The organism is Bacillus sp. ATD (assembly GCF_050585765.1).
In the GTDB taxonomy this organism is placed as follows: Bacteria; Bacillota; Bacilli; order Bacillales; family Bacillaceae; genus Bacillus; species Bacillus stercoris.
This window is the reverse complement of record NZ_JBOBQH010000007.1, coordinates 123693-145213: the sequence shown is the minus strand read 5'-3', so window position 1 is coordinate 145213 and position 21521 is coordinate 123693. Positions and strand designations below refer to the sequence as shown.

The following is a 21521-nucleotide window of genomic DNA, read 5'->3' as shown; positions in this document are numbered from 1 at the left end:
CAGGGGTTTTTTGCGTTTTTTTTGAAGGCTAAGTAGCATTGGAGAGGGTGTTTATTTATGTTATGATGTTCTAAAAATAGAAAAGGGTTGAAATTATGAAAAATAAATCCTTTTATTTTATATGGGCGGGCCAGTCAATTGCCAATTTAGGAGATTCTTTATACGTGCTGGTACTGACTCTATTTACGTATCAAGTCACAGACTCGGCCTTCTTGGCATCGCTGGTAGCCATGATGCAGTTCGTGGGTCAGTCATTAAGCGCAGTATTTATACCGATTTTCATTCATAAATACAGACTAAAGCACATTTTGATTTTTTTACAGTTAACGCAAACCATTCTGTTATCTTTGTTGCTTCTCATATTTATGATAGATTTTAAATCTATTTTTATTTTTTTCTTTATCGTATTTTTAATGTCGCTGTTAGACGGAGGAACGATTCCAGTCAGAAATTCAATGATTCCCCGCTTTGTTCCAAAATCCATGTTGTTGAAAGCAAACAGCCTGGTGCTGACCTCTGACCAAATCGTACTCCTGCTTGGATGGATGCTCGGCGGTATTTTGATCAAATGGCTCGGGCCGCAATTGCTGCTATTGTTGACTTTTGCGCTTTATGGCACCTCTACAGTCTCTTTATTTTTTGTCAAGGATGCGGGAAAAGGAGATGCAGAAAAGGAAGAAACCGAGTCCTTTATGGATAAAATTTCTTCTGGGTGGAAAGCGATTTATCGCATGCCTGTTATCAGAATGCTGACTGTTCTTGAGCTTTTATCCATGTTCGGCAGAAGTATTTGGACAGGAGCCATTATCCTTGTTTATGTCGATGAAGTGCTGCATAAAAGCGAAACATGGTGGGGGTTTATTAACGCAAGCTATTTCGCCGGCACCATTACAGGCGGTTTAATCGTTTGGAAACTTTCAAAAATAATGAATGGAAAACTGTTCTCGATGATTTTATGGACATCACTTGCCATCGGCGCTTGCACACTATGCCTTGCGCTTAATAAGTATGCGTTGGCATCGCTGCTTTTTGTCTTTATTTTAGGACCTTCATTTCAACTCCGGGGAATTGCGATCAGAACCTATGTGCAGGAGAGCATAAATGAAACTTTGCTTCCGAAAATACTGTCGGCTCAGCATACAATAAGTACATTTGTATACGGTGCATCGATCTTAATTATGAGCAGTCTTACTGATTGGCTGGGTGTCCAATATGTATTTTTCTTAAATTTTATTATTTTTACTGTTTCAGCGCTTTTATCTTTAAAACTAAAAAATGAACAAATATAGACAATCTTTTATAAATATTTACAAATTATTTGTTATGTGTTTAAATTGGTGATGTAAAATACTATTTGTAAAGAGGTGGAAATGTTGAGTGGTAACTTGAATTTATTTCCTCTTTCTCATCATCAAAAAAGAGTTTTAAATATCGAAAATTTATACCCCGAAACAGCTATTAATCATATTGGCGGCCTTATCCAAATCAATGGAAAACTTCATCTTGAGACATTAAAAAAAGCCATTCAGCATTGCATCAGACAGACAGAATCCCTCAGAATACGGCTCGTAAAGCAGGAAGGATCAGTTCTTCAATACATAGACGAAAAAGTGCAGGCCCATGTGCCATCAGTCGATTTTACTTCAACCGACCATCCATATGAAAGAATGCTAGATTGGGCCGAACGGGAATTTAAAATCCCTTTCTCTTTGTTTGATGGCGCGCTTGTTCAATTTTATGTTTTTCAAACAGATGAAGCAACATGCGGGTATTTAATAAAATGCCATCACATTGTTGCTGACGGCTGGTCTATGAAAATCATCATTGATAAGATTAAGGATCTGTACATGCTTCTGGCAAAAGGAGAACTGCCTGAAGAAGCCGCTGATGACTATTCAATTCTCATAGAAAAAGAGAAAAAATACCTTTCTTCGCCACGATATCAAAAAGATGCCGCATTTTGGAAAGAAGAATTTTCTCATTTACCGGACAGCTTCTTGTCAAAAAGTTCAGCGAACATTGCTGGTAAACGCAAACGATTTAAACTAGACAAAGAACATTCTGCTGCTGTTTATGAATTTATTCAAAAGCAAGGCTCTTCGTTAAACGCATTGTTTACCGCATCGCTGTTTTGGTATGTAAGCAAAGCAACGGGAGAGACTGATTTGATAATCGGCACGCCGGTGCTAAACAGGTCTGGAAAGAAGGAAAAAAGCACGGCGGGGATGACTGTCAGCACGATGCCGTTTAGAAAGAAAACAGACCTTGACCAGCGTTTCTCAGATTTTTTACAAGAAGTCAATTCAGACTATATGAAATACTTTCTCCACCAACGGTACCCCTATGACGAACTGATAAAGGAATTACAGCTGGCAAAACAGGGATATGACCAGCTCTTCCAAATGTATATCAATTCATACAACACCGACCTTGCTTCTGATATAGATGGATGCCATGTCGAATATGATGAATTATATAACGGATCACAGCCTTATTCCCTTCAAATTGCAGTTAAAGAATGGGACGAAGGCGGGGCAATCGAATTGCAGTTCGACTACAAGGTAGCGGATTACAGCGAAACGCAAATTCAGCAATTGAAAGACCGTTTACTCCGCCTGATTTTATTGCTTATCGAGGACCCAGCCGTTCAATTCAGACATTTGTCTATATTAACTGAACAAGAAAAAAGGGACGAGATATTTAAGTGGAATCAGACGCAGGCCGACTATTCGAAAGAACAGACAATCAATCAATTAATTCAAGCAACAGCCTCACAGCATCCGTTTCGGACAGCGATAGAGGATGGGGGCAGACATGTTACTTATCAGGAACTGGATGAACGCTCCAACCAAATTGCCCGCTGCCTAATACATAAAGGAATAAGCCGCGGTGATTTTGTTGCCGTGAGCATGAAACACTCACCGGAGTTGATTGCTGTTTTACTAGGCATTTTAAAAGCAGGCGGCGCTTATGTGCCGATCGACCCCGAATATCCCGCGGAACGAATCAAGTATATTTTAGAAAATAGTGAAGCGGCGTTTTTGGTTACAGACCCTCTTTTTAAAATAGACTGCCGTTTGCCAAGGCACGTGAAAAAAATCAGTATTGACTGCACCATGTTCAACGATTTAGATACGGGACAGTTAGACATCAGGAACGATCCTTCCGACATCGCATACATGATTTACACTTCTGGATCAACAGGGCAGCCGAAAGGCGTGATGATCGAACATCAAAGCCTTGTGAACTACATAACATCAGCCTCTCAGAATTATACTTCTTCCCAAGAGGACAGCTTTGCGCTGTACTCATCCATAGCTTTCGATTTAACCGTTACATCCATTTACACCCCATTAGTGACAGGAAATAAGATTGTCATTTACAGACAAGAAGATATCCCGGAATTTATACTTCATCAAATCGTAAAAGAAAAGAAAACAGCTGTTATCAAGCTGACACCAGCGCATTTAGCGTTGCTGAAAGATGCAAACTTAAAAGATTCCTCTATTAAAAGAATGATTGTTGGCGGTGAGCAGCTGTCTGTTTCTTTAGCACGCCAAATAACAGAAGCATCGGATCACCGCATCGAGATCTTTAATGAATACGGGCCGACAGAAGCGACCGTTGGGTGTATGATCCACAAGTATGACCGAGAACAGGATCAGCAAGCCTCGGTTCCAATTGGGGTTCCGCTGCAGAATACTGAAATTTATTTATTAGATGAACAGCTGCAGCCGGTATTGCCGGGAACTCAAGGCGAAATGTATATATCAGGCGATAATGTCGCCAGAGGATATTGGAAGCGTCCGGATTTGCAAACCGAGCGTTTTCTGGATAACCCTTTCATAAAGGGCAGAAAAATGTATAAGACAGGAGATCTGGCGAAAAGAACGAATAGTGGATTGCTTGAATATGCAGGGCGTAAAGACCATCAAATCAAATTAAGAGGCTACCGTATAGAACTGGGAGAAATTGAATTAGCCCTGCTTTCTCTCGCGGAAATAGAAGAAGCGGTTGTCATTGATTTTGATGATTCACAGGGCGGAAAGCAATTGGCGGCATATGTAGTGAGCTCTGCACCTGTGCCAGTGCTGGAGCTTAGGAAAAAGCTTTCTGGCAAACTGCCCGTTTTTATGGTCCCGGCCTACTTTATCAAGATGGATCATATTCCGCTTACGCAAAATGGAAAAACAGACAAAGAAGCGCTCCCTGATCCTTTACTTTATCAAGAGCAGACAGATTACGGATTGTTAAATGAAGAGCAGAAAGAAGCTGAGGCGGTTCTTTTGGAAACCGCGAAGGAGATTCTCGGCCAGACAGACATTTGCCCAGAGGACCATTTTTATCAGCTTGGCGGAGATTCTATCAAAGCCATTCAATTCGTTTCGAAAATGAAAGAAAAAGGCCTTTTTATCAAGACTCAGGATATTATGACATATCCCGTATTTAGAGAACTTGTCAGTGCTGTGACCAGCAAACAATCGCCTGCAATTTCTCAACAGCAGGCTGAAGGCAGAGTGATGGGCACGCCGATTACCCAATGGTTCTGGTCTTTGGATTTAAAGTGCGCTCATTTCTGGCATCAATCGGTAATGCTAACTGCTGAAAAAGAGATTCACCTTGAAGACGTTAAGACGGTTCTGTCTCTTTTAATCAATCATCATGACAGCTTGCGAATGAATGTAGAAAAAGAGACGAATGCCTTGGTCTATCACAATACAGATATCGAACCTTATATTGAATACTGGGATCTGTCTACTTTTTCCGAGGAAGAGCAAACCAAACAAATAGCGGTAATCGGGCAGGAAATGAGAAAAAGCACGGACTTATACAATGGAGTGCTTTTTAAAACCGGCATGATCAAAGCAAACGAAAAAACGCATTTGTTATTTACAGCCCACCACTTAATCGCGGACGGTGTATCATGGCAAATCCTGATTGATGATTTTCTTGCTCTTTTAGATTCATTAGATAAGAAGGAAGAGAAGAGACTCCCTTTAAAGACACATTCTTATCAGGAATTTTCACATTCGATCCATGAATACGCTTATTCACGTGAAGCGGAGGAAGAATGCAGTTATTGGAATGAAAAAGTGAAAAAAATTGAGCCGCTCTATGGGATTTGTTCGGAAAATTCCAAAGTTGAAAATAGCATAAAACTGAAACGGGTTTTGACAAGCCAGATGACCCAAAAACTGCTCAGTGAAGCAAATGAGGCGTATCAAACCCAAACAAATGATTTGATTATCACTGCATTAATCCGGGCTTGCCGTCATTGCACAGGCAAAGAGGTTATTTCTTTGGAGTTAGAAGGTCATGGAAGAGAGCCATTAAAGGAAGACTTAGATTTTTCAAGGACGTTCGGGTGGTTTACAGCAATGTATCCCGCAGTATTTCAGGCAGAGGCTGATCTGCCGGCGCAAATCCGTTCAGTGAAAGAAAACCTGCGCAATATCCCCAATAAGGGAATTGGCTACGGCGCTCTCACCTATTTGAATAAACGAATGCCGGATCACAAGAAGCCTGAGCTGCGCTTTAATTATCTAGGAGAAGTTGACCGTTTTTTAGCAGATAAATCAGAATACCGCATGACTTATTTAAATTCAGGCGCTGAGTCATCGCCTGAAAATGATCTGACAGTCAGTCTTGATTTGACAGCGGGAATCTATGGCGGACAGCTAACGTTGGATTTAATCTGCAGCAATCTTTATCAGACAGAGGATATGGAACAGCTTTTAGATGAATTTTCTGTACAGCTGGAAGAGCTGACTGAACATTGCTGTAAACAAGAGTCTGTCGAATATACGCCATCAGATTTCGAAACCGCCTCATTATCTATTGAAGAATTGGATTCCTTGTTCAAATGATGAGAAACGTATGGCTGGTTTTCTGTCTTTGTATCTTGTCGGTTCAAATCTGGAGCGGCGGACACGCAAGCGCTCAGACGCCAGTTGATAAGCGCATTGACGCTCTGATCGAAAAGCAAATGAAGGAAAGCGGAATACCGGGGATCTCAGTGACAGTGGTAAAAGGAAATGCTGCGGTTTACGAAAAGGGGTTTGGTTATGCCGGCGACAGGCATAGCCGCCCTGTAACCGCCTCGACATTGTTTGAGTTGGGCTCAACCTCTAAAGCATTTACTGCACTGGGGGTACTTAAGCTTGTCCATTCGGGGGCAATCAGTCTAAATGACCCTGTCAGCCGGTATATCAGCGGATTCTATGCAGTTTACAACGGAAAGAAAACAGATATCACAGTTCATCAGCTGCTGCATCATACAAGCGGAATTCCATTTTTATCAATAGCGGATATCAAGATTGATTCTAAGGAAGATGCTTTGGAAAAAACGGCGAAGGGGCTAAAGGGAGTTGAACTTAGTCATAAGCCGGGAAGCACATTTGAATATGCCACAATCAATTATGATGTACTGGGATATATCATTGAACAGGCATCAGGCCAGCCGTACGAGCAATATATGGCTGAGCACGTTTTTAAGCAGTTAGATATGTCAAACACGTATGCTGGGCGGCACGCTGGTGATGACGGCGATGTATCATCAGGTTTTAAAATTGGATTTTTAAAGGCGAGAGCCTATGACGCGCCTGAGTATCGGGGAAACACGCCTGCCGGATATATTATCACGAACGCAGAGGATGTATCCAAATGGCTTCGATCTCAGCTGAATCACAGTGACGGTGATATAAGCCGTTTGATTGAGCAAAGCCACCTGCCTGATAAAAGCGTAAAAACGGACGAGCCGGGCGTGTATTACGGTGCGGGATGGTCAATTTTTGAAAAAAAGGGCAGGGTCAAAGAATTGTTCCATGCCGGCTCCAACCCGAACTTTTCTTCGTTTATTATCATCAGCCCAGACGATAATGCGGCTGTAGGGGTTTTGGCCAATATGAACAGCGCGTACCCTGAGAAAATCGCTCGTTCTGTTTTACAAGTGATTGCCGATCAAAACCAAAAGCAGGACGGTTCTGTCACTGATCCGTTTCAGGTCATTGATAAAGCTGCGGCTGCCTTGCTGGTTTTATTCAGTTTATTGCTTATTGTTCTGGTGTGGAGGGTTTATATTTTTCTAAAAAACGTTAAATCGAAAAATGTTCCCGTTCAGCAGCGAACAAGAATAAAGGCGCTGCTTTGGGGAGGGTTGCTGGCAGCCGGAATAGTGGTGCAAAAGCTTATTTCAGTCTTTGCCTTTAATGGCTTGCCTTGGAGCATGATATTTATTTGGGGGCCCGGATCTCTTCGTTATTTGGCGGCGGTTTATGGTTTGCTGCTCCTTGCCTCCTGTCTATTCGGTTTAACTGCTTGTTTTTTCAATCACCGTGCCGCAAGAAGGAGTGAGACGCATGAAATGTGAAACATCCATCCTTGGTATTCAGCCGTTTAACGACCTATTTTATCGCAGCTGTTTTTTTAACTGTTATTTTTCCGTGGTTCGCTCGTTTCAGCAAGAAATCTATCCTTATCTTTTAAATGACATGTATTCGTATCAATTGGATGAGGATGGTTATCCAATGGTTGATCGGATAGAAGTTTATGATCCTGAGTATGTCATGAATCAGCAGGGAATCATCGCGGATAAGCAATCGGTCAGCAGCAGTCTCATAGTTGATGTGAAACGCGATGTTCTTAAACATAAACCCGTCATCATTTGGTTGGATACATATGCGCAGCCTTATAGACAGGAATATATGTCTAAGCATAACCGGAACAGCATACTGATTTATGGCTTTCATGACATAGATCAGTCTGTTCTTGCCATTGAAAACCGTTATCCCGATAACTTGTCATATGAAGCCAGAAATATTTCATATCAGCATTTGGCCAAAGCCTATCAAGGCTTTCACAGTTATTTTCAGCCTCCTGCCGCTTTTCATTCATATGCCTCCTTTTCTTATGATCCGGGCAGGGACCGCTCAGGGCAAAGCATTTTCAAGGATGCGGCTGCCTTCTTTGCTCATAACATCACCGGGCATGTAGATCGGATGTTATCCGGTTTGGCGTCCTTCAGCCAGTTTACTGAGCAATTTCACAGCATAAGAGACAGCGAAAAGCTCCTTCATTCATTTAATGGAATTTTAAATGTGAAAAAAACAGAGCAATACCGCCTCGCATTTCTTCCGGATTTTCAACAGCTTGCCGCTGTGACATCTGACATTATTGATGAGTGGGAAGCAGCGCGGCATCTTGCGGCTAAGCTTTATTTTTCGGGGGGATCTTCTTCTGGTTATGAAGAGCGGATCAAAGATTCACTGAAAAAAGTGCTGGAGCTTGAAGCAGCCCATATTGAATGCCTGAAGGATATAGGAAAAGAGGAGAGGGTCAAATGATCAAATTATTCTGTCTGCCGTATGCCGGGGGTTCGAGCACCATCTTCAGCGGATGGAAAAGGTTTCTTGATGCGTCAGTTGAACTGGTGGTCCTAGAGCTTCCGGGACATGGAACGAGAATGTCTGAGCCATTGCTCAATCGTGCAGAATCCGTGACGGAAGATCTGTTTATGCAAGCAAAATCTCATTTGGGTGATTCGGATTATGCCATTTTTGGGCACAGCATGGGATCGCTGCTTGCATACGAATTGCAAAGGAAATTAACCATGGACAATAAACAGCCGATCCATATGTTTTTTTCCGGGCGTTTCCCGCCTCATATCCCGGAAAAGAAAGTGCTTCATCAGCTTTCAAATTCCGCTTTAAAACAAGCGATTATTGAGATGGGGGGTGTACCGGAAGAATTCAGCAAAAATGAGCAGGTGCTTGACTTTTTCCTTCCTATTTTAAGAGCTGACTTTGAGTTGCTGGAAACATACAGGAATACAGCAGTTGCTCCATTATCCTGCGATATTTCAGTTTTTTACGGCAAACGTGATCTGCCGTCAGTGCTGTTTGATTTATCTGATTGGAGTCAGTACACCGATCAGACATGCAGATTTTACGAATTTGAAGGAGATCATTTTTTCATTAATCAGAAGACAGAAGAAGTGACAGCTAAAATCAATCATATTTTGAATCAGACAGGAGTGGTATGAAATGGATTTCAGAACTGCCGGTGTTATCGGGGGAGGCGTCATGGGGGCCGATATGGCTCTTGATTTATCTGCGAATGGGTATCAAGTGATTTTGCTGGATATCAGTGATGAAAAACTGAAAGCCGCAGAGGAAAACATTAAAAAGACATTCAGGCTTGTTCAACTGATGCGGAAAGAAAAATTCAGCATGTCACTGGAAGATGTGCTTGATAACATTCAATTCACAACTGAGCCGCACAATGTAGAGCCGGCTGATATCATCATTGAAAACGTAACAGAAGATTGGGAGATCAAAAAACAAGTGTATTTACAGTTAAAGGATATCTGCCGAGAGGATGCCGTCTACCTTGTCAATACAAGCTGCATCTCAATTACGAAGGTCGGTTCACTGATGCATCGTCCGGAAAAGGTAATCGGAGCACATTTTATGAATCCTGTTCCTCTGAAAGAACTTGTAGAGGTGATACGGGGCGATGCCACCTCTGACGAGACTGTCAATGCAACCGTCGAGTTTTTGAAATCTTTCGACAAAAACCCTGTCGTCGTTCATGATTTGCCTGGCTTTGTGTCAAATCGTGTGTTAATGCTGACCATTAATGAAAGCATTTGGACGGTACAAGATCAAGTGGCGACACCAGCCAATGTGGATAAAATTTTCCGCGGCGGGTTCGGGCATAAAATGGGTCCGCTCGCGACTGCAGATTTAATAGGTCTCGATACGATCCTTAACTCCTTGCTGGTTTTATATGAAAGCTACAAAGATTCAAAGTTCAGGCCGTGTCCGCTGCTCGTGAAAATGGTAGACGCAGGAAAGTTAGGGAGAAAGTCAGGACAAGGATTCTTTCAATACAGTTAAAGGAGGGGCAGGCCATTGAAAAAGGGAGTTAAGTGTGTTGTCTGGGATTTAGATCATACGCTATGGGATGGTATTCTGCTTGAATCAGATGATGTAAAGCTGAAGGAACATATCAAAGAGATTCTGACTGAGCTTGATGAACGCGGCATATTGCTGTCTGTCGCCAGCAGAAATGACGAAGCTGCTGCTATGGAAAAATTAAAGGAATTTGGAATAGACCATTTCTTTTTATATCCGGAAATCAGCTGGAATGCCAAATCGGTCTCTTTGGAAAAAATCAGCAAAAACCTCAATATTCATAAGGATACGCTTCTCTTTATTGACGACCAAGCGTTTGAAAGGGAAGAAGTGAAAAATGCCCATCCGGAGATTTCGTGCTGGGATGCCGTTCGGTATAAGGATCTAATCGTCGACCCGTTGCTGAAGCCTGCATTCGTAACAGAGGATGCCAAAAGACGCCGGCAGATGTATCTGGAGGATGATCGCAGAAAAGAGGATGAAGAGCAGTTTGAAGGACCGTCCGAACAATTTCTTGCCACTCTGAATATGAAGTTTACGATCAGCCATGCGCAAGAAAGCGACTTGCAGCGGGCAGAAGAGCTTACGGTGCGTACAAACCAGCTGAATGCAAGCGGAAAAACATACGATTATCAGGAATTAAATTATTTCCGAGAATCAGACTCTCATATGCTGCTAGTCTGCGAACTTGAGGACAAGTACGGCTCTTATGGAAAGATCGGACTCTCTTTAATAGAAGAAAAGGGAGATGAATGGCATATTAATCTTCTTTTAATGTCATGCCGGGTTATGTCCCGCGGTGTCGGTACCATATTACTGACAGCTATTTTAAATGAAGCGAAACAAAAAGGGAAAAAACTGTTTGCCGATTTTAAACAAACAGATCGCAACAGAGTCATGTATATCACCTATAAATTTGCCAATTTCAAAGAACATACGAAGGGCCCGGACGGCTACATTCTATTTGAAAATGACCTGAGCCAGATTCAGCCGTATCCTGCGTATGTCGAGGTCAAAACGGAATTCAGCCAATCACCTGTTGCGGGAAGCAGCAATTAATCTAAATAGCGGGGAGAGCAAATAGATGAATCTTCATGAACAAATTAGAGAATATATTGAACAAAATTTGGTGGTCTTTGACGATGAAATCGAATTAACCAATGATGATCACATTTTTGAAATGGGATTTGTAAATTCTTTATTTGCGATGAAGCTTGTAACATTTCTTGAGCAAAACTTTGGGTTTCAGCTTGATAACGAAGATTTAGATATTGCCAACTTCAGCACAGTAAACCGAATCGTCAGCCTAATTGAAAAGAAACAGAACGGAGCACTTGCTAATGAAAATAGCTGAGATGAAAGCCGACATCATTCAAGATTTCCGGGGTTACTGCGATGAAAAAATCAGACCTTTTGCAGGCGAATTTGATGAGAAGGAATGCATCCCGGCAGAATTAATAAAAGAGTTAGGGAGCAAATCTTATTTTGCTGCGGGTATTCCGGAAGTTTATCACGGATTGGGATTGAACCCTGTCGAGTACGGTTTGTTTACTGAACAAGCAGGAAAAGCGTGCTGTAATATTCGAACCCTTTTGACTGTAAATTCGTTAGTCGGTGAATCTCTGCTGCGGTACGGTACAGAGCGCCAAAAAGAAGAATGGCTTGTCCCCATCGGAAAAGGAGAGAAAATCGGAGCGTTTGCATTGTCTGAACCAAACATTGGTTCAGACGCAAACCACATTGAAACATCGTATGCAAAAAACGGAAGCAGCTATGTCATCAACGGCAGAAAAAAATGGATTTCCTTTGGCGCCATTGCTGACTTTTTTCTGGTTATAGCCCGGGATGGAGAAGTGGTTACAGCCTTTATTGTAGACAGCCGCCAGAGCGGAGTAACGGTAAAAAAAATGGAAGGCATGATGGCCAATAGAGCTTCTTATCTTGCGGAAATAGAGTTTGACAGCGTCGAGGTTTCTGATGACCAAATATTAGGGCCAATCGGGGGCGGTTTTAATTACATCGTTAACTTGGCTTTGGATCATGGCAGATACAGTGTAGCATGGGCCGGATTGGCGATTGCACAGGAAGCCGTCGATTCTTTAGTCACATACTCACGGAAGAGAAGCCAATTCGGAGAGAAGCTCTACAAACATCAAATGATTAAAGGAATGATCGGTGATGCCGTAACACAGCTGCATGCAGCCCGCGCCTTATGCATGAAAGCCGGCGAAATGCGGATGAAACAAGATCCAGAGGCCGTGACGGAAACGTCTGTCGCGAAATATTTCACTTCAAAGGTTGCTGTTGAGATTACCAATTCAAATGTGCAAATCCACGGAGGAAGCGGCTTCAGCAGAGATCATTCAGCAGCCCGCCTGTACAGAGAAGCCAAAGTATTGGAGATCATTGAAGGAACATCTCAAATTCAGCAGCAAGTTATAGCGAATTATGGATTGAGACGATATTTTGTCAAACATATATAGGCAGAGGATGGAGAGGATTCTGTGAGTGAGCAAATGAAGAAAATAGATAAAAATAACATAGCCAACATTCTCGGACTGACAACCATTCAGGAAGGTCTGCTTTTTCATCATTTAATGGAGCCGGAAGGCAATGCCTATTTTGAACAAATGCTGATAAAACTAGAGAGTGAACCAGCCCGTGATCTTTTTGAAAAAGCATGGCAGCAAACGGTTCAGCAAAATGAAATGCTGCGGACGGTGTTTAGGTGGAAGGAAACAGCTAAGCCAATTCAAGTGATATTAAAGCATCATAATATAGATATCCGTTATCAGAGCATCCCGTTCGAGAAAGGGATTTCTCAGGATAAGCTGAAGGAGGAGCTTGCGGCCCGTGATCGGAAAGAGCCGTTTCAGCTTCAGGAAGTCCCTTTTCGTGTCACACTTTATCAAACAGAAGAAAACGGGATCTGGATGATGATCAGCTTTCATCATATCTTGATGGACGGCTGGAGCATGGGGATTGTCCTCAAAGAGTGGATGGAGTCATATCAAGCGTTATCCATGGGTCAAACACCTGTTGTTTCTCAAAAACCGTCATATCAAGGATTTGTGAAATGGCAGCAGGAACAGCAGCGTAAAACAAAAGACAGCCAGGCGTCATTTTGGAAAGGGTTATTGAAAGACTGGGAGCCTGTGCAATTGCTGCCGAATACAGAAAGGCCAGGGAAGCGAAATGCTATTTTTTCTAAACATGAGATACAGCTTCCGGTTTCAGCAGGAAAAGCTCTGCGCTCACTCGCTGCTGAACGGCAAGTTACGCTTGCTTCCATTTTATATAGTGTGTGGGGGCTGCTGCTAAAGAAGTATTCTGATCAAGAAGAAGTGGTGTTCGGGACAACCGTTTCAGGAAGAAGCGCGGATGTACCGGGAATAGAACAAATGACGGGGCTGTTTATTAACACCATTCCGCTTCGTCTTCGCTTTGCGCCTCAATCCACGCCTTTAGATGTGATTCAGCTTGCGCATGAGCAGATTGCCAAAAGAAGTGAATATGAACATACACCGCTGTCTGATTTAAAAACATATGCGGGTCTGACGGCTGAGCAGTCATTATTTGACACGATTGTCGTGATTGAAAATTATCCGCTTGATCAAATGCTTAAGTCAAACAGTCTTCCTCTTTCAATCGAACAATATGACATGTTTGAGCAAACTGAGTTTGATTTGACATTGAGTGTACAAGCTTTTGATGAACATATTCATTTTTCTTTTATCTACAATCCTGGTGCTATGTCTGCTCTTCAAGTGAAGCAGCTTGGGGATCATTTTCTCAACCTGTTATCGGAAGTGATTGACAATCCGGCAGACAGATCTGTGCACCGCTTGAATATGCTTTCCGAAGATGAAGTGCATTATCAGCTTGAAGAGTTTTGCAACTATAAAGGTATGTCCGGCAACGAACATCAGACTGTTATTGATTTGTTTGAGCGGCAGACAGCAAAGACGCCGGACGCTCTTGCTGTGGAGTTTCGCTCGGAATCCCTGACCTATGATCAATTAAATAAAAAAGTGAATCAGCTCGCCCGTTTTTTAGAAGGTCAGGGAGTCAGACCTGCACAAAGAGTCGGTATTTTAACAGAACATTCAATTGAAATGGTGATCGCTTGTCTCGCTGTATTAAAAGCGGGCGGCGCTTATGTTCCAGTTGATCCCGATTATCCGGCGGAAAGAATTGAATATCTTCTTCAGGACAGCGGGATAAACCTGCTGCTGACAGAGGATATCGATGGGCTGGTTTACTCGTACGACGGTGTGAAAATAGATATTACCGATCAGAACCTTTACCAAGGAAACGACAGCAATCTGGTGAAACAATACGGTCCGCAAGACATTGCGTATTGCATATATACCTCTGGAACAACAGGCAGGCCAAAAGGGGTGCTTGTTAAGCATCTGGGTCTTGAAAATTATGTTTCCTGGGCCGCCGAGCAATATGTAAGAGGCCATAAAAGAGATTTTGCCCTTTATACGTCTTTATCTTTTGATTTAACAGTAACTTCTATCTTTACCCCGCTTATAACCGGAAACGCAATTATTGTGTATCAGGATAAAAACAAGCAGCTTCTTGTGGAACAAATACTGAAAGATAATCGGGCCCACGTTATGAAGTTAACGCCGTCCCATCTTCATTTCATTTCTGAGATGCCGTTTCAGGACAGTGTCATGGAGTGCCTGATACTGGGGGGAGAGCAATTAGAAACCTCCCTTGCGGCGAAAATTGAACAAAACTTCGATGGGAAAATTGAAATTTTTAACGAATACGGACCGACGGAAACGGTAGTCGGCTGCATGATTCACCGCTACTCATCTGAAATGGATAAGGATCTGTATGTGCCGATCGGCCGGCCTGCAGCACATACTGATATATACATTCTTGATTCACATATGAATCTGCTGCCCCGAGGAGCAGCGGGAGAACTCTATATTGCCGGAAAAGGAGTAGCAGAAGGCTACTTAGGCCGGAAGGAACTGACGGCAGAGCGATTTGTGGCGCATCCTTTTAAGCCCGGAGAAAAAATGTATAAAACAGGAGACGCAGCCCGCTTTTTACCAGATGGAACCATTCAATTTTTAGGCAGAAATGATGACCAAATCAAACTTAGGGGCTATCGGATTGAGAGCGGGGAGATTGAACATTGGCTCTGCCGGTACGGACGGATCAAAGGGGCGGCGGCTGTCGTGAAGAAGGACGCGTCCCAGACACCGTGCCTGGCTGCTTATCTTTTCACTGATGAGACGATTGATGAAAAGCAGCTGCGTGAATACCTGCGCCGTCATGTGCCGGAATATATGATTCCGTCCCGATTTATTGTGATGGATGAGATGCCGCTGACGGCTAATGGAAAACTGGATAAAAAAGCACTGCCCGAGCTTGCCGCAGAGACAAAACGGAAGGTGCTTACGGAGGCCCCAGCTTCTGAAACAGAAAAGATGGTGCTGGAGGTTTGGAAACGTGTACTTGGTCAAGACAGCATCAATGTTCACGATAAATTTTTTGAAATCGGCGGCACTTCCCTGCATTTGATCCAAGTCAATCAGCAGCTTTCTAAGGAAACGGGAAAAAGTATTCCGATGGTTGAGATGTTCCGCCGTCCAACAGTTCAGTTGCTTGCTGAATTCTTATCAGGCCAGGATGAAGGGCAATCAAAAAAGAAAGCACCATTCATATCAAAAAGGAAGGCTCCTTCAAATGACAGCATCGCCATCATCGGGATGGCGGGGCGTTTCCCCGGCGCTAAAAACATAAATGAATTTTGGCATAATCTGAAAAACGGCAAGGAATCCATCTCTTTTTTCACTGATGAAGAGCTGTTTGCGGCGGGCATTGATGAACAAACATTTACAAGAGGTGATTATGTAAGGGCGAAAGGAATCATCGATGGCCCTGATTTATTTGATGCCTCTTTCTTTGGCTATTCACCGGGGCAGGCAGAGGTCATGGACCCGCAAATCCGCCTTCTTCATGAGTATGTATGGAAAACGCTGGAGGACGCAGGGTGTGTTTCAGCTGAATATGAAGGGAAAATCGGTTTGTTTACAGGAACAACCTCAAATTTTCAATGGCTCCAGCATTTCGCTGAATCATTAGACGGCAGGATGTCAGAGCTGTTTGAAATCGGCTCTTTAAATGATACTTATACAATCAGCACGCGGGTTGCTCATAAACTTAATCTGAAAGGTCCAGCCATTACCCTGCAGACCGCTTGTTCAACCTCCTTGGTCGCGCTGCATTTGGCATGCAAATCAGTGCTGAATGGAGAATCCGATATCGCTCTCGCAGGAGGTGTGTCCATTCTCCACCCGGTTAAGTCAGGCTACATCTATCAAGAGAATATGGTGAAATCGCCAGACGGCCATTGCCGAGCCTTTGATAAAGACGCGAAAGGCACTGTAGGAGGCGACGGAGTCGGATTTGTCGCAGTGAAATCGTTGAGCCGCGCGTTGGCTGACGGCGATAGGATATACGCGGTTGTAAAAGGATCTGCGGTCAACAATGACGGTGACCAAAAGGTAGGCTTTAATGCGCCGAGTGTGGAAGGCCAGACAGAGGTTATAAGAGAGGCGATTGCTGCTGCGGGGATTGAGCCGGAAACCATCAGCTATGTGGAAACCCACGGGACAGGTACGGCTCTCGGAGATCCAATTGAAATTGAGGCCTTAACCAAAGCGTTTCAAACGAATAAAACCGCGTTTTGCCGGATCGGTTCCGTAAAAACGAATATCGGACACCTTGATGCTGCTGCAGGCGCGGCGGGTCTCATTAAAACAGTTCTATCTTTGAAGCATCAACAACTTGTGCCTAGTCTTCATTTTAAAGAAGCAAATCCGAATATTGATTTTGAAAACAGTCCTTTCCTTGTCAATGACACGCTCCGGACGTGGAAGAAAACAAATGCCCCGAGACGTGCAGGCGTGAGCTCATTCGGTATGGGCGGCACAAATGCCCATGTGATTCTGGAGGAAGCGCCTGTCAGTGAACGTGAAAAACATTCGCGTTCGTATCAGCTGTTTCCTCTTTCAGCAAAAACGATGAATGCTTTAGAGAAAACGAAAGACCTTTTGCTTGAACACATGGAAAGGAACTCTGAACTTAATGCAGCAGACGCCGCCTATACACTTCAGGCCGGAAGACAGCACTTTGATTATAGGCAAATGTTTGTGGCAAAGGACAGGCAGGATGTCATCCGACTGCTTTCCGAGAAAAAGGACAGGGGACTCAGTCGAATGTCGCGGATTCAGGAAAAAAAGGAGAAAAAATTGATCTTCATGTTCACAGGCCAAGGCAGTCAATACGTGAACATGGGCAGGGATTTATACACGGAGGAGCCGTTTTTCAAAGAGACGATGGATCACTGTTTTCAAGAATTCTATGAAGCAACTGGTGAGAGGCTTGAGGATATTCTATACCCTGATCAGCAGGATGAAGAAGCTGCCGCGATAAAGCTTCAAGAGACGAAATATGCCCAGCCGGCTATTTTTATGCTGGAATATGCGCTGTCACTTTTATTGATGAAGTGGGGGCTGCGGCCATGGGCTATGATCGGCTACAGCTTTGGTGAACTAACGGCTGCCGCGGTATCGGGAGTGTTTACGCTCAGTGATGCCATCAAGCTGATCAGCTTGCGTGGACAAGCGATGCACGAAGCGCCGTCAGGCATCATGTTAAGCGTGCCAATGCCAGAGGAAGAACTGAAAGCGATTCTCCCCGATTGCATTTCATTGGCTGTTGTGAATGACGCTTCTTGCATTGTGTCGGGGCTTGAGTCTGACATTTCAGCGTTTGAAGAACAGTTAAAAGCCAAAAAAGTGCTTTGTATGAGAGTAAAAGGTTCAATTGCTGCTCACTCGCACGTCATGGCTTCCGCCGCTGAACGATTTGGAAACACGGCTAAGAACATTTCTTATCAAAAACCGGGTGTTCCCTTCTTCTCGAATTTAACGGGAGACTGGATAGCGGATGAAGAAGCTGCGGACTATGACTATTGGAAGCGGCACATGACTGAGACTGTTCGTTTTGCTGAGGGGATTGGCGTGTTAACGAAGCAGAAGCATGCTATTTTTATCGAAATCGGCCCGGGACAAGATTTAAGTGTGCTTGTGAAGAGATCGATTAACGATGAGATGTGCCAGCATGTTTGCAATGTGCTGAAACACAGCAGGCAGAATATGTCGGATGTCCAATTTTTACTCAGCAGAATTGGCACGCTGTGGATGTATGGCGCAGTCATTGATTGGCGCGGGCTGCATGAGGGCAGAAATCCTGAAAAAATTACAATGCCGCAATATCCTTTTGAAAAGGAATCCTTTTGGCCCAAACGGAAGCATACTGCCAGCGGAAAAGGCAATAAACATTCCGGAGGAAAGCTCCCGCTTCAGGAGTGGTTTTATCTGCCGCAATGGGAAAAAGAAATCCTGCCGATTTCCCGAGAGATTGAAGCGGCGGAACAACGTTTGCTTGTTTTCATGGAGGATGGCGATTTTTCACATAAGCTTATTCAGGGGCTGCAATCTGCCTGTGCTTCTTGTGTCATCGTTAAAAAAGGGCATAACTTTCAGCAGGTTGAAAAAGGAGTGTACACACTTCGCCCAGACTCTGCGGAAGATTACTGCCGTCTCTTTGAAGTGTTGGAGAAGGAAAAGATTCAGTACAGCCGGATTTTGCACCTCTGGGGGCTGGCAGAGAAGAATGAAACCGCTGCTGCCGAGTGGATTGAGCAGATGCAAAACGAATCCTATTACTCGTTGCTTTACTTAGGGCAAGCATTGAAAAAGAAAGGAACAAACCAGGAAATTTCGATCTTTGTATTATCGTCTCTTACGTATCAGCTTGATGGAGAAGAAACGTTATATCCAGAGAAAGCCGTACATCTGGGGCCGAGTATGGTCATATCTCAGGAAACACCGTTCCTTCGCTATCGAGTGATTGATATAGACAGGCAGAAAGAAGATTCCTGGAAAGAAGACAAGCTGCTGGGACTCATCAGATCTGAGCTGATGACCGAATCAGGCAATCTCCTAACGGTTTACAGAAATAATAAAAGGTACACCAGGAATTTTATTCACAAAGCAGTGCCTGCAGAATCATCGCAAGGGCACCTTCGTCCCGGAGGCGTATATATTCTGATTGGCGGGCTGGGCTTCATCGGTTTACATGCTGCCAAAACCATTGCTGAGAAAACAAAAGGAAAGCTTATTCTGACAAGCCGTTCCGGCCTTCCGCCGCGGAGTGAATGGGAGTCCTTAATCAGCACGCATGCTGAGGATGATCCAACTGTTAAAAAAATAAAATCAATATATGAGATAGAACAAACAGGCGCGGAAGTTACTGCTGTTGCTGCGGATGCAAGCCGTGAAGCGGATATGTCTGAACTGGTTCATGCGGCTGAACATAAGTACGGCTCCATACATGGCGTAATTTATGCAGCTGGAATAACAGGCGAACAATCATTTAGGATGATGGAGCAAACGGATAGAAGTTTTTCGAATGCTCACATTCAAGCAAAAATGACGGGCGTTGCGGTATTAGAAAAAGTGTTGGACGATCGGCCGCTTGATTTCTGCTTTTTGATTTCGTCCTTGTCTCCGATATTGGGAGGACTTGGATTTACCGCCTATACTGCAGTTAACCATTTTGTTGATGCCTTTGTATATCAACATAATGCGCAGCATCCTGTTCAGTGGACAGCCATAAATTTAGACGGCTGGGAATTTGAAGACGGCAAAAAACCGGATATTCCAGTCGGAGGGGATTTAGAAAATACCCTGATTCGTGCGCATGAGGGCAGAGAGGTTTTCGAGAGAATTTTCACATTTGATCATATGGATCAGATTGTCGTGTCTGCCACGGATCTGCAGGAGAGGATACAAAAGTATGTGAATCGTCTGCACCAGCCTAGCGATGAACAGCAAGAAGAGGACGTTTCGCTGTATGGGCGGCCAGAGCTTACCGCTGAATATGTTGAACCAGTAACTGAAATGGAGAAAGAACTCCTTGTTCATTGGCAGTCATTTTTCAAAATTGATCAAATCGGCATAGACGATGATTTCTTTGAGATGGGCGGTGATTCTTTAAAGGCGATTACTTTCATTTCCATTATTCATCAAGCGTTCAATGTGGAAATTGCGCTGCCGGATTTCTTTAACATTCCGACGATCAGGCAGATGGCCGAATTTATCAGCCAAGCCGACAAGAAGATTTACAGAAAGATAGAAAAAGCTGAAAAACAGGATTATTATCCGCTGAGCTCAGCGCAAAAACGGCTTTATCTTGTTCAGCAGTTAGATCAAACAAGCACTGGCTACAATGAGTTCACTGCCGGACGGATTGCAGGAAAGCTTGATATGCAAAGGCTGGAGAATGCGTTCCGGCAATTGATTCATCGTCATGAGAGTTTAAGAACATCCTTTAAAGCAATAGAGGGTGTTCCTATGCAGTGCATAGCTGAGCATGCGGAATTTCATGCAGACTTTTTTGACCTATCCCATTTGGCAGGCCAGGAAGGGCAAAACGAAAAAGAACAAGAAGTCATCAGCAGCTTTTTAAAGCCGTTCCAGCTTGATCAGGCACCCTTGATGAGAGCTGGTGTGATGAAGAACTCTGAAAACGAGTATATTCTGATGCTCGATATGCACCATATTATTTCTGACGGTCTATCTCAGGATATCTTGGTCAGCGAGTTTATGGATCTATATGACGGCAAAGAGCTTGCACCGCTTGAACTGCAATATAAAGATTTCTCAGAATGGCAGAATCAGATGCTTCAGTCTGATGACCTGAATGAGGTGAAAACATATTGGCTGAAACGGCTTGACGGCTTCCGTGAGCTTCAGCTGCCGGCTGATTACCGGAGACCTGATGTCAAAAGCTTTGCCGGCGCCCATTATCGTTTTGATGTAAGCAAAAAAGAGCTTGAGGCGTTTAAAGCCATTATGGCCGATGAAGACGCCACGCTGTTTATGGGACTTTTATCAATCTATCAAATCCTGCTGCACAAGCTCACTGGACAGTCCGACATTGTAGTCGGCGTTCCGGTTGCGGGGAGAAGGCAGGAGGAGCTGCAGCGGATCATCGGTATCTTCGTTAACATGCTTCCGCTTCGTTTTTATCCGAAAAAAGAGATGACGTTCACTCAACTTCTGCACCATGTCAAGCAGCTGGTGATTGATGACTTTGATCATCAAGATTATCAGTATGAACATATGGTTCAAGACTTGAAGTTAGATAGGACGTTAAATAGGAATCATATTTTTGATACCGTTTTTGCTCTGCAAAATCTAAGCCAGCCTTCTTTAGAGGTAGACGGGATCACACTAACCGACTATGAATATGAAACAGCGGTTTCCCGGTTTGATTTGCTTTGGATCGCTTCAGAAGACGAAAACGGTTTATCTTCTGTCATTGAATACAGCACTGAGCTGTTTACAAGAGAAACGATTGAAGGCATTGCGAAAGGGATTAAAAAGGTGCTGTCAGCCGTAATTGATTGTAAGCAAACTGCTCTCAAGGATATTGACCTGACTTCAGGCATCAATGATTTAGAAAAGGTATCGTTGCTGGAACTAGACGATCTGAAAATCTAGCAGA

The 21521-nt window shown here is 43.6% G+C and carries 10 protein-coding genes; all 10 read left to right on the top strand.

Going from position 1 to position 21521, the window contains the following annotated elements:
• Positions 1–95 precede the first annotated feature (95 nt).
• The 10 genes from ACQXR1_RS16125 to ACQXR1_RS16080 all read left to right on the top strand — a co-directional run bounded on the left by ACQXR1_RS16125 (position 96) and on the right by ACQXR1_RS16080 (position 21517).
• Entirely contained in the window at positions 96–1289 is a 1194-nt protein-coding gene (locus ACQXR1_RS16125; protein ID WP_069840057.1) for an MFS transporter, read from the top strand.
• Positions 1290–1370: 81 nt separating this feature from the next.
• The gene (locus ACQXR1_RS16120; protein ID WP_430772486.1) at positions 1371–5867 is read left to right on the top strand and encodes an amino acid adenylation domain-containing protein; all 4497 of its coding nucleotides are present in this window, start codon (positions 1371–1373) and stop codon (positions 5865–5867) included.
• Complete coding sequence (locus ACQXR1_RS16115) at positions 5864–7369, top strand: serine hydrolase domain-containing protein (RefSeq protein WP_430772485.1); 1506 nt, start codon at positions 5864–5866, stop codon at positions 7367–7369. Before ACQXR1_RS16120 ends, ACQXR1_RS16115 begins: the two co-directional genes overlap by 4 nt.
• The gene (locus ACQXR1_RS16110) at positions 7359–8342 is read left to right on the top strand and encodes a hypothetical protein (RefSeq protein WP_430772484.1); all 984 of its coding nucleotides are present in this window, start codon (positions 7359–7361) and stop codon (positions 8340–8342) included. The genes ACQXR1_RS16115 and ACQXR1_RS16110 overlap by 11 nt, the downstream gene beginning before the upstream one ends.
• On the top strand, positions 8339–9040 hold the full coding sequence (locus tag ACQXR1_RS16105; protein ID WP_430772483.1) for a thioesterase II family protein: 702 nt from the start codon (positions 8339–8341) through the stop codon (positions 9038–9040). Before ACQXR1_RS16110 ends, ACQXR1_RS16105 begins: the two co-directional genes overlap by 4 nt.
• Position 9041: 1 nt before the next feature.
• Positions 9042–9896, top strand: coding sequence for a 3-hydroxyacyl-CoA dehydrogenase family protein (locus ACQXR1_RS16100; protein WP_014663083.1), 855 nt, complete (start codon positions 9042–9044; stop codon positions 9894–9896).
• Positions 9897–9911: 15 nt separating this feature from the next.
• The gene (locus ACQXR1_RS16095) at positions 9912–10973 is read left to right on the top strand and encodes an HAD-IIIC family phosphatase (protein WP_014663084.1); all 1062 of its coding nucleotides are present in this window, start codon (positions 9912–9914) and stop codon (positions 10971–10973) included.
• A gap of 25 nt (positions 10974–10998) precedes the next feature.
• Positions 10999–11268, top strand: coding sequence for an acyl carrier protein (locus ACQXR1_RS16090; protein ID WP_003240117.1), 270 nt, complete (start codon positions 10999–11001; stop codon positions 11266–11268).
• A complete protein-coding gene (locus tag ACQXR1_RS16085; RefSeq protein WP_151257098.1) occupies positions 11255–12397 on the top strand; it encodes an acyl-CoA dehydrogenase family protein in 1143 nt (380 codons plus the stop codon). The genes ACQXR1_RS16090 and ACQXR1_RS16085 overlap by 14 nt, the downstream gene beginning before the upstream one ends.
• 21 nt (positions 12398–12418) lie before the next feature.
• Positions 12419–21517: an amino acid adenylation domain-containing protein gene (locus ACQXR1_RS16080; RefSeq protein ID WP_430772482.1), complete on the top strand. Its 9099-nt coding sequence runs from the start codon at positions 12419–12421 to the stop codon at positions 21515–21517.
• The last annotated feature ends 4 nt before the right edge of the window (positions 21518–21521 follow it).

What these genes read in the sequence shown, in the direction of transcription:
- ACQXR1_RS16090 (WP_003240117.1), top strand. Translation starts at nt 10,999, where the DNA reads ATGAATCTTCATGAACAAATTAGAGAATATATTGAACAAAATTTGGTG.
- ACQXR1_RS16100 (WP_014663083.1), top strand. Translation starts at nt 9,042, where the DNA reads ATGGATTTCAGAACTGCCGGTGTTATCGGGGGAGGCGTCATGGGGGCC.
- ACQXR1_RS16110 (WP_430772484.1), top strand. Translation starts at nt 7,359, where the DNA reads ATGAAATGTGAAACATCCATCCTTGGTATTCAGCCGTTTAACGACCTA.
- ACQXR1_RS16120 (WP_430772486.1), top strand. Translation starts at nt 1,371, where the DNA reads ATGTTGAGTGGTAACTTGAATTTATTTCCTCTTTCTCATCATCAAAAA.
- ACQXR1_RS16115 (WP_430772485.1), top strand. Translation starts at nt 5,864, where the DNA reads ATGATGAGAAACGTATGGCTGGTTTTCTGTCTTTGTATCTTGTCGGTT.
- ACQXR1_RS16085 (WP_151257098.1), top strand. Translation starts at nt 11,255, where the DNA reads ATGAAAATAGCTGAGATGAAAGCCGACATCATTCAAGATTTCCGGGGT.
- ACQXR1_RS16125 (WP_069840057.1), top strand. Translation starts at nt 96, where the DNA reads ATGAAAAATAAATCCTTTTATTTTATATGGGCGGGCCAGTCAATTGCC.
- ACQXR1_RS16105 (WP_430772483.1), top strand. Translation starts at nt 8,339, where the DNA reads ATGATCAAATTATTCTGTCTGCCGTATGCCGGGGGTTCGAGCACCATC.